Origin of the sequence: Bacillus sp. AM 13(2015) (genome assembly GCF_001518755.1) — a bacterium.
GTDB lineage: Bacteria > Bacillota > Bacilli > Bacillales > Bacillaceae > Bacillus > Bacillus safensis.
Genome location: NZ_LKCP01000095.1, coordinates 26,511 through 40,978, shown reverse-complemented (window position 1 = coordinate 40,978; position 14,468 = coordinate 26,511). Strand labels below are relative to the sequence as shown.

General features: G+C 42.1%; 14 protein-coding genes and 2 pseudogenes. 1 reads left to right on the top strand and 15 read right to left on the bottom strand.

What is annotated here, in order from left to right; genetic code table 11:
• The 15 genes and pseudogenes from AOQ70_RS18860 to AOQ70_RS18795 all read right to left on the bottom strand — a co-directional run.
• A pseudogene (locus AOQ70_RS18860) lies at nucleotides 1-385 on the bottom strand (DNA replication protein DnaD); the annotation flags it as partial.
• Between the two features lie 99 nt (nucleotides 386-484).
• Complete coding sequence (gene asnS, locus AOQ70_RS18855) at nucleotides 485-1,777, bottom strand: asparagine--tRNA ligase (protein ID WP_156417757.1); 1,293 nt, start codon at nucleotides 1,775-1,777, stop codon at nucleotides 485-487.
• 115 nt (nucleotides 1,778-1,892) lie between these two features.
• Entirely contained in the window at nucleotides 1,893-2,378 is a 486-nt protein-coding gene (gene tseB / locus AOQ70_RS18850) for a cell wall elongation/penicillin-binding protein regulator TseB (protein WP_039179489.1), read from the bottom strand.
• 12 nt (nucleotides 2,379-2,390) lie between these two features.
• On the bottom strand, nucleotides 2,391-2,561 hold the full coding sequence (locus tag AOQ70_RS19490; protein WP_064497519.1) for a YpmA family protein: 171 nt from the start codon (nucleotides 2,559-2,561) through the stop codon (nucleotides 2,391-2,393).
• Nucleotides 2,562-2,693: 132 nt separating this feature from the next.
• Nucleotides 2,694-5,486: an ATP-dependent DNA helicase DinG gene (dinG, locus tag AOQ70_RS18845; protein ID WP_059377988.1), complete on the bottom strand. Its 2,793-nt coding sequence runs from the start codon at nucleotides 5,484-5,486 to the stop codon at nucleotides 2,694-2,696.
• A gap of 114 nt (nucleotides 5,487-5,600) precedes the next feature.
• A complete protein-coding gene (panD, locus tag AOQ70_RS18840) occupies nucleotides 5,601-5,984 on the bottom strand; it encodes an aspartate 1-decarboxylase (protein WP_024422780.1) in 384 nt (127 codons plus the stop codon).
• Nucleotides 5,977-6,843, bottom strand: coding sequence for a pantoate--beta-alanine ligase (gene panC / locus AOQ70_RS18835; RefSeq protein ID WP_059377985.1), 867 nt, complete (start codon nucleotides 6,841-6,843; stop codon nucleotides 5,977-5,979). The genes panD and panC overlap by 8 nt, the downstream gene beginning before the upstream one ends.
• Nucleotides 6,840-7,679: a 3-methyl-2-oxobutanoate hydroxymethyltransferase gene (gene panB / locus AOQ70_RS18830; RefSeq protein WP_024422781.1), complete on the bottom strand. Its 840-nt coding sequence runs from the start codon at nucleotides 7,677-7,679 to the stop codon at nucleotides 6,840-6,842. The genes panC and panB overlap by 4 nt, the downstream gene beginning before the upstream one ends.
• A 197-nt stretch (nucleotides 7,680-7,876) precedes the next feature.
• Complete coding sequence (locus tag AOQ70_RS18825; RefSeq protein ID WP_059377983.1) at nucleotides 7,877-8,860, bottom strand: biotin--[acetyl-CoA-carboxylase] ligase; 984 nt, start codon at nucleotides 8,858-8,860, stop codon at nucleotides 7,877-7,879.
• Nucleotides 8,833-10,034 (bottom strand): annotated as a pseudogene (locus tag AOQ70_RS18820) (CCA tRNA nucleotidyltransferase). Before AOQ70_RS18820 ends, AOQ70_RS18825 begins: the two are co-directional and overlap by 28 nt.
• Nucleotides 10,027-11,172: an N-acetyl-alpha-D-glucosaminyl L-malate synthase BshA gene (gene bshA, locus AOQ70_RS18815; RefSeq protein ID WP_039179506.1), complete on the bottom strand. Its 1,146-nt coding sequence runs from the start codon at nucleotides 11,170-11,172 to the stop codon at nucleotides 10,027-10,029. Before bshA ends, AOQ70_RS18820 begins: the two are co-directional and overlap by 8 nt.
• Nucleotides 11,173-11,174: 2 nt before the next feature.
• The gene (gene bshB1, locus AOQ70_RS18810; protein ID WP_059377981.1) at nucleotides 11,175-11,879 is read right to left on the bottom strand and encodes a bacillithiol biosynthesis deacetylase BshB1; all 705 of its coding nucleotides are present in this window, start codon (nucleotides 11,877-11,879) and stop codon (nucleotides 11,175-11,177) included.
• On the bottom strand, nucleotides 11,866-12,285 hold the full coding sequence (gene mgsA / locus AOQ70_RS18805; protein WP_034280445.1) for a methylglyoxal synthase: 420 nt from the start codon (nucleotides 12,283-12,285) through the stop codon (nucleotides 11,866-11,868). The genes bshB1 and mgsA overlap by 14 nt, the downstream gene beginning before the upstream one ends.
• Nucleotides 12,286-12,302: 17 nt before the next feature.
• Nucleotides 12,303-13,106 (bottom strand): 4-hydroxy-tetrahydrodipicolinate reductase, encoded by an 804-nt coding sequence (gene dapB, locus AOQ70_RS18800; protein ID WP_039179514.1) that lies wholly within the window; start codon nucleotides 13,104-13,106, stop codon nucleotides 12,303-12,305.
• Between the two features lie 5 nt (nucleotides 13,107-13,111).
• The gene (locus tag AOQ70_RS18795; protein WP_024422788.1) at nucleotides 13,112-13,447 is read right to left on the bottom strand and encodes a nucleotide pyrophosphohydrolase; all 336 of its coding nucleotides are present in this window, start codon (nucleotides 13,445-13,447) and stop codon (nucleotides 13,112-13,114) included.
• Nucleotides 13,448-13,584: 137 nt separating this feature from the next.
• Between AOQ70_RS18795 and AOQ70_RS18790 the strand changes: the two genes are divergently transcribed.
• The gene (locus AOQ70_RS18790) at nucleotides 13,585-14,457 is read left to right on the top strand and encodes a YitT family protein (RefSeq protein WP_024422789.1); all 873 of its coding nucleotides are present in this window, start codon (nucleotides 13,585-13,587) and stop codon (nucleotides 14,455-14,457) included.
• The last annotated feature ends 11 nt before the right edge of the window (nucleotides 14,458-14,468 follow it).

Genomic DNA, 14,468 nt, shown 5'->3' with positions numbered 1-14,468 from the left:
AAGATTTTTCTGCCTGCACATGTTGTTTTTGAGCTTCTTTCGCCTGTTTTGTTTCTAAAAAGTCATACAGCACGCCCCATAAAGGTTCTACTGAGTAACGGTCATGCTGAATACCAGACCTGTCTTCAAATGGCTGAATTGAGATAAATCCTTTTTGAATCAGATGCTGCACCATATACGCGCACTCTTCCGCTGATATGGTCATTCCATGAGAAAGCTCTTCAAATGTTTGAAAGAAAACACCTTGTTCTTCATTCATTTTAATCTTGAGCATGACCATCATCTGTGATTCATTCAGTCCTAACTGCTCATAATGAGCAATCAGCAAATTAGGCAAACTTGTCGCCCCCATTTGCTGCATATTTATAAATTGCTGCCTATTCATCGGATACACCTCTTCATTTTAAGTATATCACGTTTTATTTCACGTGCCTCCCTAAAAAGACGTTTGAAAAAGCCTCCATTTGTTGGAGGCTTTCACGTCTTAAGGGTATAAACGGTTTAATAATCTTGGGAAAGGAATGGTTTCACGCACATGCGGCGCTCCACTAATCCAAGCAACTGTACGTTCAAGTCCAAGACCAAAACCTGAATGCGGTACAGAACCGTATTGTCTTAATTCTGTATACCATTTGTAAGTTTCCTGATCAAGCCCATGTTCTTTCAATCTTGCTTCAAGAAGCTCTAAATCATGAACACGCTCAGAACCGCCAATAATCTCTCCGTAGCCTTCTGGTGCAATCAAGTCTGCACAAAGGACAACATCTTCACGATCTGGTGCTGGCTGCATATAGAACGGTTTTAATGATGTTGGGTAATGAGTGATAAACACTGGTTTATCATAGCTTTCGGCAATCGCTGTTTCGTGAGGCGCTCCGAAATCATCTCCCCATTCGATATCATCATAGCCTTTTTCCTGCAAGAATTTAATCGCTTCATCGTAAGTGATGCGCGGGAATGGTGCTTTGATGTTTTCTAATTTCGCTGTATCACGACCTAGTGTATGCAGCTCCACTTTACAGTTTTCAAGTACACTTTGAACAACATGAGACACATAATTTTCTTGATACTCAAGGTTTTCATTGAATTCGACAAAAGCCATCTCAGGCTCGATCATCCAAAACTCAATTAAATGACGTTTTGTTTTAGATTTTTCTGCTCTAAATGTTGGGCCAAATGAGAATACTTTTCCGAGTGCCATTGCTGCAGCTTCCATGTAAAGCTGACCACTTTGAGAAAGGTACGCATCTTCATCAAAATATTTCGTAGCAAACAGTTCCGTTGTGCCCTCAGGTGCACTTCCAGTTAAAATTGGCGGATCTACTTTCACGAAACCTTCTTGATGGAAGTATTCATATGTAGCACGAATAATTTCGTTACGGATTTTCATAATGGCATGCTGTTTTTTAGAACGAAGCCATAAATGACGGTGATCCATTAAGAATTCTGTTCCATGCTCTTTCGGTGTAATTGGGTAATCTGTCGCTTCATGAATCACTTTAATGGATTTCACTTGTAATTCAAAACCTAGTGGTGAACGCTCATCTTTTGTCACTTGACCTGTCACATAGACAGATGTTTCTTGTGTGACTGATTTCGCAAGCTTAAAGACTTCCTCTTCCACTTCTGCTTTTACTACGACTCCTTGAATAAAGCCTGTCCCGTCACGCAACTGCAAAAATGCAATTTTTCCGCTTGAACGTTTATTGGCAATCCATGCGCCGATGGTTACTTCTTGATCGACGTGTTTGAACACTTGATTAATCGTTGTTTTCAACATAATTCCCTCCAAAGCCAGAAAGAAACTCACCTATTTGTCAGGTGTGAATCTTTTTTCATACATTTTATTATAACCGTTCTAAATCAGCATGGTCAACGCAAGACAGGAGAAACTACGGTGTTAAATTTTTTTCCACACGTCCTGTCGAAAAGTCGACATAGCTGAAGCTATATTGATTGTTCTCATTTAAGTACGTCACTTCCCAAAGGAGTACGTCACCTTCTCTCGCTAATTTGACTTCTTTTAGCTTAGAGACCGTGTTCTCCTTTTGAACGGCTTGTACTGCTTGATTCGAGGTAATGCCTTCTTTTGCTTTTTTTGCGATCACTTTTTCTTTTTTGCTGGCAGGAACCCAAACGTAGGTCGTTTCATTCTGTTTGTTTTTCCCTTCAACAATAAATTGCTTTTCTTTCCCGACAAAGGTTTCCACTTGCTCCACTTGTACGATGTTTGCTTGTTCTTTTGCTCGTTCGATCGCTGCTTCATGCCCTTGTTCTCTTTGTCCCATGGCAATTTGATAAATCCACGTAAAGCTGATGATGCCAATGAGCAGAACGAGAGCCACTACAGATGAAATAATCCAGACTATTTTTTTCATGTCAAGCTTCCCCTATGTGCGATATATCGTGAATACCGCTTGATTTTGGTCTTCTTGATCTAATGCTAATCCAAACATGAGATCTTCTCTTTTAAGCGTTCTGTTCAATACATCAACGATTTTGTACAGGTCTTCTGAATGCTTAATTTGAACAGTTGAAAGTACCTCTATTTTACTTTCCACTTCTAATTCCTCCTCGGTACGTAAATATTGTTAGTCATACTTTTCTGCACGGGAACCGATACTATTTTTACAACGGAACACAAAAAACCGTTACGATAAATTAACTCCAAACCCACACCAGCTAAAGGCCGCTTATGACAGCGGCTTTTCGTTGTTAAGGTTTTCTATATACGCCTCAAGTGACTCTTTTGACATCTCGTGAACTGGCGCATGAGGGAGTGATTCTAAAAATAGTTTTCCATATGAAGCGGTTTTCACTCGGCGGTCTAAAATCAGCAATGTGCCAATGTCTTTTTCAGAGCGCAGCAAGCGTCCAGCTCCTTGCTTAAAGGTTAACACAGCTTCTGGTAAAGCGACGGCTTTAAATGGATTCTTCCCTTGTTTTTTAGCTGCATCACATTTTGCTTCAATGAGCGGAGAATCAGGCGGCCGGAACGGAAGACGTGCCATGATGACTGTAGTCAGCTCTGAGCCTGGAAAATCAACACCTTCCCAAAAGCTACCCGTACCAAGTAAAATAGCTTGTTTTGCTAATTTGAACATTTTCGTTAATTTTACGGGGCTTCCGCCTGTCAGACCTTGAGCAAAAAGGGCGGACTGCATCCCTTCTGTTTTTAGCTCTTCATAGACTGCTTTTAACATCTCATGTGAATTAAACAAAACCAATATTTTTGCATGCTGCTGCTTTTCCATAATCTTAATATATTGCGCAGCTTGCTTTACATAATCTCGTTCATCACGATTTGTAATCGGCGGCATGTCTGCCGGAACAATGACCTTGAGCTGTTTTTCAAGTTCGAAAGGTGAATCAATTTGCACAAGATGAGGGTAAAAATCTTGCAGGCCAAACCGTTCCAAGCAATAATCAAAGCGGTGATTGATCGTAAGCGTCCCTGATGTAAGGACGACACTCTTTTTGTTCATAAAGAAACGATCAGCCAAAAGCTCCCCAGTATCTAACGGCTGTGCATGCATAAAGACAGCGTTTTTGGCGCCCTTTGCATCAATTTCAATCCAAACCGTTTCATCGTTTTTCGGTTCAAAGATAAACCGGTAAAGCGTACTGCAAAAAGTATGCATAAACGACATGACTTGGTCGTATTCCTCTGCTTCAAAGGCAAAGTGTTCTGTCAGCTGATCACTTTTTTGAAGAAGCTCATTTTTTTGCTGTTCATACAGCTTCTCACAAGCAATTAACAAGGAACAAAGCTTACTTGCCGTTTCTTTAATCCGTTTCCACTGAGCATGCTTTGAATGATGACGTACTCTATGAATGAGACGATTGATGTCGGCTTTTGGTTTTGTCCTTTTCACAAATGAATGAACGGTGCTAAAGAAAGCATCACTTTCCATTTGAAGCTGATTCAGATACTCATCCATTTCGATAAAAGTGTCCGTCTGTAACCCTGCATGATGAAATCTTTTTTTCAGTTTCTTTAACAGTCCGCCTTGCAAGGAGCCAAGCTGCGTTAATTTCGCATGAAGCTGGATATAAGACGCACTATCTCCTAGTGTTTCATTGGCTGTTTTCTCAAATTGATGGGCTTCGTCTATCACATATACGTCAGCATGCTGAAAGATCGACGATGCCTCTGTTTGTGATAAAAGCAGACGATGATTCGTTAAAATTAAATCAGCTGTTTTTGCCCTTTTTTTGGCGCGCTCATAAAAGCAATACTCTTTAAAACGGCGCTTTTTTGATGTAAACGGCATATGTACACAGGAAATGCGGTCTTTTATATTGGCGGCTCCTGACGGTAAATTCAGTTCAGATAAATCACCTGTTTCCGTTACAAGGAGCCACATTAAAATTTGCGCCTTCGTTAAGACCACATCATAGTTATCATCTTCCTCATGAAGCACATGCTCAAACTTATCTAAACAAATATAATGCGCCCGGCCTTTAAAGACACAGGCAGCAGGCTCAAACGGGAGCAGTTGATTCAACATCGGCACATCGCGCTGAAGCATTTGCTGCTGCAACAGGATGGAATATGTACTAATAATGACAGGTTTTCCTGATTTCCTCGCTTCTAAAGCAGCTGGGATGAGGTAAGCGAGCGTTTTCCCAATACCCGGTGCCGCTTCAATTAATGCATAGGCTCGTTCATGAAACACGTCTCTTACTTTATTCATCATCGTAAGCTGGCCTTCTCTTACCTCATATCCTTCTACCGTTTGCGGAAGCTTCTTTTTAATTTCCTCAAACAGCTTTTCATCATCTTCACCTACTGAATGTGTCGCCCTACTGATAGGATTCGTGACATCTTTTACAGCAAAAGAGCCGACTTCCACCAAAGAATCTTCCAGGCTGGCATGACTCGTTTCAAGCTGCTTAATTAAGAGCCCTATATCACTTAGGAGATAAGAAGATAATCTGCGCAGCTGCTTCAGCACATTTTGCGGTGTATGTTTTAATTGATGTAATAAAGTTAAAAATAACATGGCAGTAACTTCCGCATCACTATCCGCCCTATGCGGGTGGTCATGTGGAAGCATGAGCTCTTCACTTAATTCAGTGAGCTTATAACCTTCAAGCTCAGGATAAAGAATTCTAGAAATCTCAACTGTATCAATTGCTAGCACATCCAGCTCATTTTTCCCGCATGCTTTTAGTTCATCATTTAAAAAATTCAAATCAAAATGAACATTGTGCGCAACAAAATAAGCACCCTGTATGAGATCATACACCTCTTGGGCAATGTCCTCAAAAAACACCGCATCGTCAACCATGTGCTGCTGAATGCCTGTCAGCTGTTCAATAAATCCAGGGATTGCTTTTCCCGGGTTCACATATTTTGAATACCGTTCGACAATTTGTCCATTTTCAATGACCACCGCAGCTATTTGAATGATTTTATCACCTTTTTTAGGTGAATTCCCGGTGGTTTCAATATCAACGACAACAAACCTTTGATCGGTCATAAAATGGACACCTCAATTCCTCGTTTCACCCTGAAGTGAAACACGCTCTGGACAAAATAGATGAAACAGAACAGCTTCTCTTCCTGAAACTGTTCTGTTTCTACGAAGCTTGCGTTATAAAATCGTTCTAGCAGGCTCTTGCCCAATCATTTGCTCAATTTGATTTTGTTTATTTAACACGACCACTTTTGGTGTATGTGTCTTTGCTTCTTCTTCTGACAGCATCCCATAAGCGATAATAATGACTTCATCCCCTGGCTGAACCAATCTCGCCGCCGCCCCATTTAGACAAATGACACCGCTCTTTCTTTCGCCAGGAATAATATATGTTTCAAGTCTCGCGCCATTATGATTATTGACAATTTGTACTTTCTCATTTGCCATCATACCTGCCGCATCAAGTAAATCTTCGTCAATTGTAATACTTCCTACATAATGTAAGTTTGCTTCTGTTACCGTCGCTTTATGAAGCTTAGATGTCATAAAGGTTCTATACATGTTTTTCACCGCTTTCAGGAACATGGAAAATCACATTATCAATCAGTCTTGCCCGTGAAAATTTCACCGCAATCGCCATAATGACTTGACCTGCTAACTGCTCAAGCGGCTCAAGTTCTGGATATGAGTAGATCTCAATATAATCAATTTCCCCGCTCGTCTGAACAAGTTCCTCTTCAATCAGCTGATACACACGGCTGACATCACGTTCACCTTTTTCAACAGCTGACCGTCCTTTTGTTAAAGCGCGGTATAAAGCAGGTGCTTCTTGTCTTTCTTTTTCTGACAAGTATACATTCCTTGAGCTTTTCGCTAAACCGTCTTCTTCTCTGACTGTTGGTACAGATACAAGGTGAAGATCAAAGAAGAAATCCTTGATCATCGCATCGATCACAGCGACTTGCTGTGCATCCTTTAGACCAAAGTAGACATTTGTTGGTGACACAAGATGAAACAGCTTTGTAAGCACAGTGACAACGCCGTCAAAATGTCCTGGACGTTTTTTTCCGCATAACACATCCGTCCGCTTTTGAACCGTCATCGTAATAGATGGTTCGTTTTGGTACATTTCCTTCACATCAGGTGCAAATAAAATGTCCACTCCTGCTGCTTCTGCAAGACGCTGGTCTCTTTCCATATCCCTTGGATAGGATTCAAAGTCTTCATTTGGTCCAAATTGCAAAGGATTGACAAAAATACTCATCACGACAATGTCATTTTGTCCTCTTGCTTCCCTCGCAAGCGTCAGATGTCCTTCATGAAGAAAGCCCATCGTCGGAACAAAGCCGATGGAATGCTGCTTATCTTGATGCTGCTTGATTAATTCTTTTAGCTCGTGAATATGGGTGACAACGTTCATTTTTTGATTCCCCCATATAAGCCATCAAGGACTTCTTCTTTGATATGAAACGTGTGCATGTCCTCTGGAAATGTGCGTGCTTTTACTTCTTTTGTATATTGAATGAGCGCTTCTTCTAAAACAGTATCAATTTGCGCGTATTGTTTCACAAACTTAGGTGTTCTAGACACCCCGTATCCAACCACATCATGGTAAACGAGAACTTGTCCGTCTGCCTCAGCTCCTGCACCAATTCCGATCACAGGAATCTTCAGCATATCGGTAATTCGTTTTGTCAGTTCGCCAGGTACGCATTCCAGCACAAGTGCGATTGCACCAGCTTCCTCACATTTCAAGCTGTCTTCAATCAATTTTTGAGCACTTTCGTGGTCTTTTCCTTGCACCTTATACCCGCCAAGTACACCAACAGATTGAGGTGTGAGGCCTAAATGACTGACGACAGGAATGCCGCCTCTTGTTAGAGCTTGAATGGATTCAAATACTCCATCTCCGCCTTCTAGCTTTAAGGCATCGGCACCGCTTTCTTGCATGATGCGTGCTGCATTTTTCATTGTTTCTTCTAACGAATAATGGTAAGACATAAATGGCATATCAGTCACAACAAATGTGTCTTTTGCGCCTCTTTTCACTGCTTTTGTGTGATGGATCATATCATCCATCGTGACTTGAACTGTGGAATCTAATCCAAGTACAACCATCCCAAGTGAATCACCAACTAAGATCATGTCGACTTCCGCTTTTTCCGCTTGCTTTGCAGCTGGATAGTCGTATGCAGTCAGCATCACAATAGGTTCATTTTGTTCTTTCATTTTGAAAAAATCTAGCTTTGTCTTCATTTGTTCCTCCTCATTCTGGAGAGGAAATGGCTTGCCTCACATCACATGCGTTAATTTCTCATGTGCGGCGAATCATCCCTCTGTCCAAGTCCCTTAGGATCAAGGCAGAAATTTATCAAATTTTTCTTCCTAACAGGTACAGTTCTTTGCAGATACTGCCCACACGAAGTATATCAAAAATGTGCCGGGTGTTCCACTCAAGTTGACTTGATCTCAATGTCTGCGGAGTAGATTTTTTGGATACCGTCCTCCGTTTCAAGCAATAAAACACCTTCTTCATTGATTCCAAGCGCCTTCCCCGAATATTGCCCATTGACGGTGCGGGCAACAATATGTTGACCGATCGTCATCGCAAACGATTCCCATAATTGTTTAATCGGCGCAAATCCTTGCTGCATATAATCATCATATCTTTTTTCAAAGGTGGACATGATCTGTTGTATGAGTGCAGCCCGATCCACTTTTTCATTCAGTTCCATTCGCAGACTTGTGGCGACATCCTTTAGTTCATCTGGGAAGTCATCAGCTGTTTGGTTCACATTAATGCCCGGTCCAATAATGACCGCATGAACCTGGTCAGCTTCTGCTTTTAATTCAGTCAGAATGCCAACGACCTTTTTCCCATTCAACAAAATATCGTTTGGCCATTTAATAGATGGAGTGAGTCCTGTTTGCTGCGCAATCGCTTCTGCGATGGCTACTGATGCCAAAAGCGTCATTTGCGGCGCTTTATAGAGCGGGATCTCAGGCCGGAGAATGAGACTCATCCAAATGCCTGTCCCATTGGGTGAATGCCACGTTCTTTGAAGGCGTCCTTTTCCGTCTGTCTGATGATCGCTGACAACGATCGTGCCGTGGGGCGCACCTTCATTTACAAGATCATGGGCAATCAGCTGAGTTGAAGCGACTTCTTTCTGAAAGTAAATATGCCTGCCGAAGCTCTCTGTTTCAAGACCAAACAGAATTTCGTCCTCACTAATTTTGTCCGGTTTACGAAGCAGACGGTATCCTTTTCTTCTGACCGCTTCTACCTCATACCCCTCTTTTCGCAAATCCTCCATATGCTTCCATACAGCCGTTCGGGAGCAGCCAAGCTCATCACAAATTTGCTGACTTGAGACAAAATCCTGGCCGGATGCTGTAAATAGTTCAATTAATCGTTTTCTAATTGCGGATCGCATGCTTTAAGCCACTCCTCTATGGCTTCTTTTCGGTTTTCTAAACGGTTTGCAAAACGGCTTTTTTCACAAGATCAAGCTCTTCTGCAATCCATTTCCCAGACGTCTTTTGCCGAAAGGCCATTAAATCTTTTCCTGAAACAGCGAGGTCTTGGAGCTTTTTAATCGGCAGTGCATCATAAGAACGCTTCGCTGCCTCCAGCTCATCAAAGAAAATGCGGCGTTCATGTTTTAGCTGCGTGATCTTCAAACTAGATAAGAGCACGTGTTCACCAGCTTCAAACATGTTTTCCGCATCCCAGTCACAATCAACGTATTTACTAATAGCCATTGCGTCTTTCAAAAGCTTCGTTGACAGCTTCCATTCTTTTAAGAAGACCGCAGCTTCCGCTTCATCTAGGCCAAGCAAATGGATACAAGCCCCCCATACCTCTTCTAGTCCATCCAGTAAGTAATATGGAAAGGATTGAAAGGATTCGTGAAGACGATCCTCTTTGAGACCTGGTAATTCTTCATATAACTTAGTTGAGATGAGCACTTGAATGGCCTGCTCACAATGACGGCCTTTTAAAAGCTTCTCCATTTCAATCTTTTTGCGCTCAACCGATATGTTGGCAAGCAGATGTTTATCTTTTTTCATTGCTTCAGCCGTCTCATCTGCCAGCTCAAAGCCAAGCTGGCTTAAAAAACGGACAGCTCTCATCATACGAAGCGCATCTTCTTGAAAGCGGCACGCAGGATCTCCGACGGTTTGAATTCGTTTCCGCTTAATATCCTGTTTACCACCTACATGATCAATGATTTCCCCGTTTATATCCATAGCCATCGCATTAATCGTTAAATCTCTTCTTAAAAGATCTTCCTTAAGCGACTTGATAAACGCCACTTCTTTCGGTCTGCGAAAATCTTCATATTCTGATTCCGTTCGAAATGTCGTGACCTCATAGCTGACACCCTCATGTAACACAATGACAGTGCCATGCTCCTTACCGACATCTACTGTTTTTTCAAATAAGGACTCAACCTTATCAGGTGTTGCATCTGTCGCAATATCGATATCGCCGATTTCTCGTCCTAATAGAACATCTCTCACCGCTCCGCCGACAAAGTAAGCCTGATGCCCATGTTCGTGCAGTGTATGTAATATAGGGATCGCATGTGTGAATGGTTCATTCATCTTCAACATCACCTTCGATCAATTCTAGGTAAAGCTTTTCATATTCACTCACAATCTTTTCAGAGGAGAAATGAGCCTGAACACTAGACTGAGCTGCCGCTGACACTTTTTCATGAAGCGCTTCGTCTTTTAGCAGAGACACTGCGTGCTTTGCTGCTCCGTCTATATCGCCGAGCGGGACAAGAAACCCTGTTTCTCCATGTGTAATGACCTCTGGAATACCTCCGACATCCGTTCCGATACAAGGGACACCGCACGCCATTGCTTCAAGAAGCACAAGCCCAAAGCTCTCCTTCTCTGAAAGAAGCAGCTTCAAATCACTTATTGAATAAAGCTCCTCAACCTTCTCTTGCTTGCCTAAAAACAACACGCGGTCTGTCAGTCCCAGTTTTTTCACAAGTTCGCATACGACCGATTTTTCAGGACCATCACCAATGAGTAGCAGCTTTGCCTGCACCTGTTCAGAAATCTTTTGAAACACATGAATCACATCATGCACCCGTTTCACTTTTCGAAAGTTTGATACATGGATGATAACCTTTTCGTTCGGTAAAAGACCATAATGTGTCTTTAGCAAATCGTGATCTTCACGCAAATACACCCGTTCATCAACAAAATTATGAATCGTATCAATCTTTTTATCTGGTTTGATGAGATCGTACGTCTGCGCAGCTAATGAATGCGACACCGCCGTCACACGATCCGATGATTCGATGGCGAACCGAATGACTTCCTTTAATGATGGATCATAGCCTAAAACCGTAATATCCGTTCCGTGAAGCGTCGTAACGACTTTCACAGAGTGTCCAGTCATTTGTTTGGCTAAAAACGCACAGACAGCGTGCGGGACCGCATAATGCGCGTGAATAATATCAAGCTTTTCTCGTTTTGCGACTTCTGCCAATTTACTTGCCAGCGCAAGGTCATAAGGTGGATATTGAAAAACAGCATATTGATTCACATCCACCTCATGAAAATAAATATTCGGATACACTTTATTAAGCCTAAACGGAATGCTAGAGGTAATGAAATGAACATCGTGCCCTTTTTCAGCTAAACGTTTTCCAAGCTCCGTGGCTATAATGCCCGATCCGCCGACACTTGGATAACATGTAATTCCGACCTTCAGTTTTTTCATAATTACCCCCCAAGTAAGTCATCGTCCATCAAAAGTGGTTTCTTTGTGATAAACCCTTCTGCATAAGCTTTGTTGACTTCTCTTCCATACATAGACTCTCTCATTTTGACAAAATCAATATAACCGTTCACAAGAGGTGTCTCTACTGAATTTGCCGATTTAATAAATTGGCTTTTATACGCATGCAAGCTATCAATTTTTTGATGCATTTCCTCAGAAATATCGATCACAAAATCTGGACGATGGTGCCCATTAATCATGTAATAATACATTTGGCTTATTTTATGCGCTGGCTGCTTGTATGAATCTTCAAATTTATGTATACCTGCAGAAAAAGCGGCCTCTTCTACAAGTGAGCCCGCATGGCCATGATCTGGATGCCGATCTTGGTGGTGCGGAGCGAAAATCAGTTTCGGTTTGTATGTTCGAATCACGCCCGCAATTTCCTTCATCGCTTCGTCATTTAGATACAGCCCTCTATCTGGCAGTGTGAGCTGGATTCTCGCTCTGACACCTAAAATAGCGGCGGCGGCTTTTGCTTCTTCTTTGCGGCTCTCTACCGTTCCATTTGAAGATAATTCGGCCTGGGTCAAGTCGCAAATTCCGACGCGCGCCCCTTTTTTTACGTATTTTGCAATCGTTCCGCCCATTCCGATCTCTACATCATCGCTATGTGCACCGAATGCAAGGATATCAAGTCGTTTCATTTGTTCCTCCGTTTTTTGCTACATCTCGAAAATCAAACGTACCTTTATTTAAATTCCTGACTAAAATTTCAGCGGTTCCCATATTGGTGGCTAATGGAATGGTATACACATCGCAAAGCCGGATGAGTGCAGATACATCCGGCTCATGCGGCTGCGCAGTTAGCGGGTCTCTAAAAAAGAGCACAAGATCCATTGCATTATCAGCAATTAAAGCACCGATCTGCTGATCTCCCCCAAGTGGTCCTGACTGGAAACGATGAATGGGAAGCCCCGTCGCTTCTTTCACTCTCAAACCTGTTGTCCCTGTTGCGTAAAGTGTATGATCTGCCAAAATATCACGGTACGCGGTGGCAAACTGTATCATGTCACTTTTTTTCTTATCGTGAGCGATTAAAGCAATGTTCATCAGGAATCCACTCCTTATTAGTCGATGATATTTTCTAAACCATAGACGAGCTGATCAATGTGCATGACCTGTTCCACTGAAAGCTTTACGCCTGACATAAAGGATGCACGGTTATAAGAATCATGACGAATGGTGAGCGTCTGTCCGTCCATTCCAAACAGCACTTCTTGATGTGCAATCATACCAGGAAGTCTGACGCTGTGCAGACGGATACCATCATAATCTGCTCCTCGTGCCCCTTCGATCAATTCTTTCTCTTCTGGATGTCCCTGCTTTTTGCTTTCTCTTACTTCTGCAATCATTTCAGCCGTTTTTAAGCCCGTACCGCTTGGGGCATCTAGTTTTTTATCATGGTGAAGCTCAATGATTTCAACGTCAGGAAAATAATTCGCGGCCATTTTGGCAAATTTCATCATTAAGACTGCACCGACAGCAAAGTTTGGCGCAATAATACAGCCTATGCCCTTTTCTTCTGTTAATTGCTGAAGCTCTTTTAGGTCATCTTCTGAAAATCCAGTTGTGCCTACGACTGGACGCACGCCATGTTCAAGTGCTTTTTTTGTATGTACTTTCCCGATTTCTGGTGTCGTCAGATCAATTAATACATCTGGTGCTGTTTCTGAAAGACACACATCAATATCCGTATAAATTGGCGCATGAGAGGTCGTATGAATCACATCAGATAATTTTTTTCCTTCATGCACGTGATCAAGTGCGGCCACCAGCTGAAAATGGCCTGTTTCTTCCGCCAGCTTCACAGCTTCTATCCCCATTCTTCCTCTTGCTCCAGCGATTACTACTTTGATGGTTTCGTTCGTCATCTTCTCTACTTCCCTTCTTTTTTCGTCCAGCGGTCTTTATCTCTTGTGTTGAATTTATGCATCACACGGTCATGTGCTTCTTCTAGTGAAATATCAAGTGAATTAGCGAGGCATGTTAATACAAACAAAACATCGCCTATTTCTTCTTCCATACTTTTTTCTGTTTCCGTTGTTTTTTTCGGCTTTTCTCCATAGTAATGGTTAACCTCTCTTGCCAGCTCTCCCAATTCTTCTGTCAGACGGGCCATCATGGCAAGCGGGCTGAAATAGCCTTCTTTAAATTGTCCTATGTAATCATCTACTTCTTGCTGCACGTGACGCAGCGTTTTTTCTTTCGTCATGAAGCTCATCCTCCTATCCATCTCTTACATGTTAGCGAAATCATAAATATTTGACAAATGTTTAAGACTCAGTTTGCTTGTTTCTCTCCCATACCATATAATATTATCGCTGTCTAAGCAAAAAAAGGAGTGATCTCTTGCTAAAAGAAATTCGTCTTAAAAATATCGTATTTATTTTAATAGGATCTGCGATTTTTTCTTTCGGTCTTGTTCATTTTAATATGCAGAACAATTTGGCGGAAGGCGGATTTACAGGTATTACACTGCTTTTATATTTTCTATTTCACATTGACCCATCTATTTCAAACCTTGTCTTAAACATTCCGATCTTTTTTATTGGCTGGAAAATGCTCGGCAGAACGATGTTTACTTATACAATTGTAGGCACAGTTAGTCTTTCTGTCTTTCTTGCCATCTTCCAGCGCTTTCAAATACATATGCCTCTCCAGCACGATTTAGCCTTAGCCGCCCTCTTTGCAGGTGTGTTTATCGGAACAGGCCTCGGGATCATCTTTAAATTCGGCGGTACAACAGGCGGTGTGGACATCATTGCAAGACTGATCAACAAGCATTATCAGGTGGCCATGGGACGAACAATGTTCATCTTCGACGCATGCGTCATTACCATCTCTCTTACCTACTTAAATTATAAAGAAGCGATGTATACACTTGTCGCAGTATTTGTTGCTGCGAAGGTCATTGACTTCATGCAAGAAGGCGCTTACGCTGCCAAAGGCGCCATGATTATCTCTGAAAAAGATGACATCATTCAAAAGAAAATCACGGATGAAATGGAGCGCGGTGTCACCATCTTAAAAGGGGTCGGTTCCTATACGAAGCAGGAGCGCAACGTCCTTTATTGCGTCGTTCCGAAAAACGAGCTTGTCCACCTCAAAAGCGTCGTGACCTCAGTCGATCCTCATGCGTTCGTATCTGTCAGTGACGTGCATGATGTACTCGGTGAAGGCTTTACATTAGATGAACACAAAAAGCCGCTCAATCCACATTAAAAAAGAAGCAC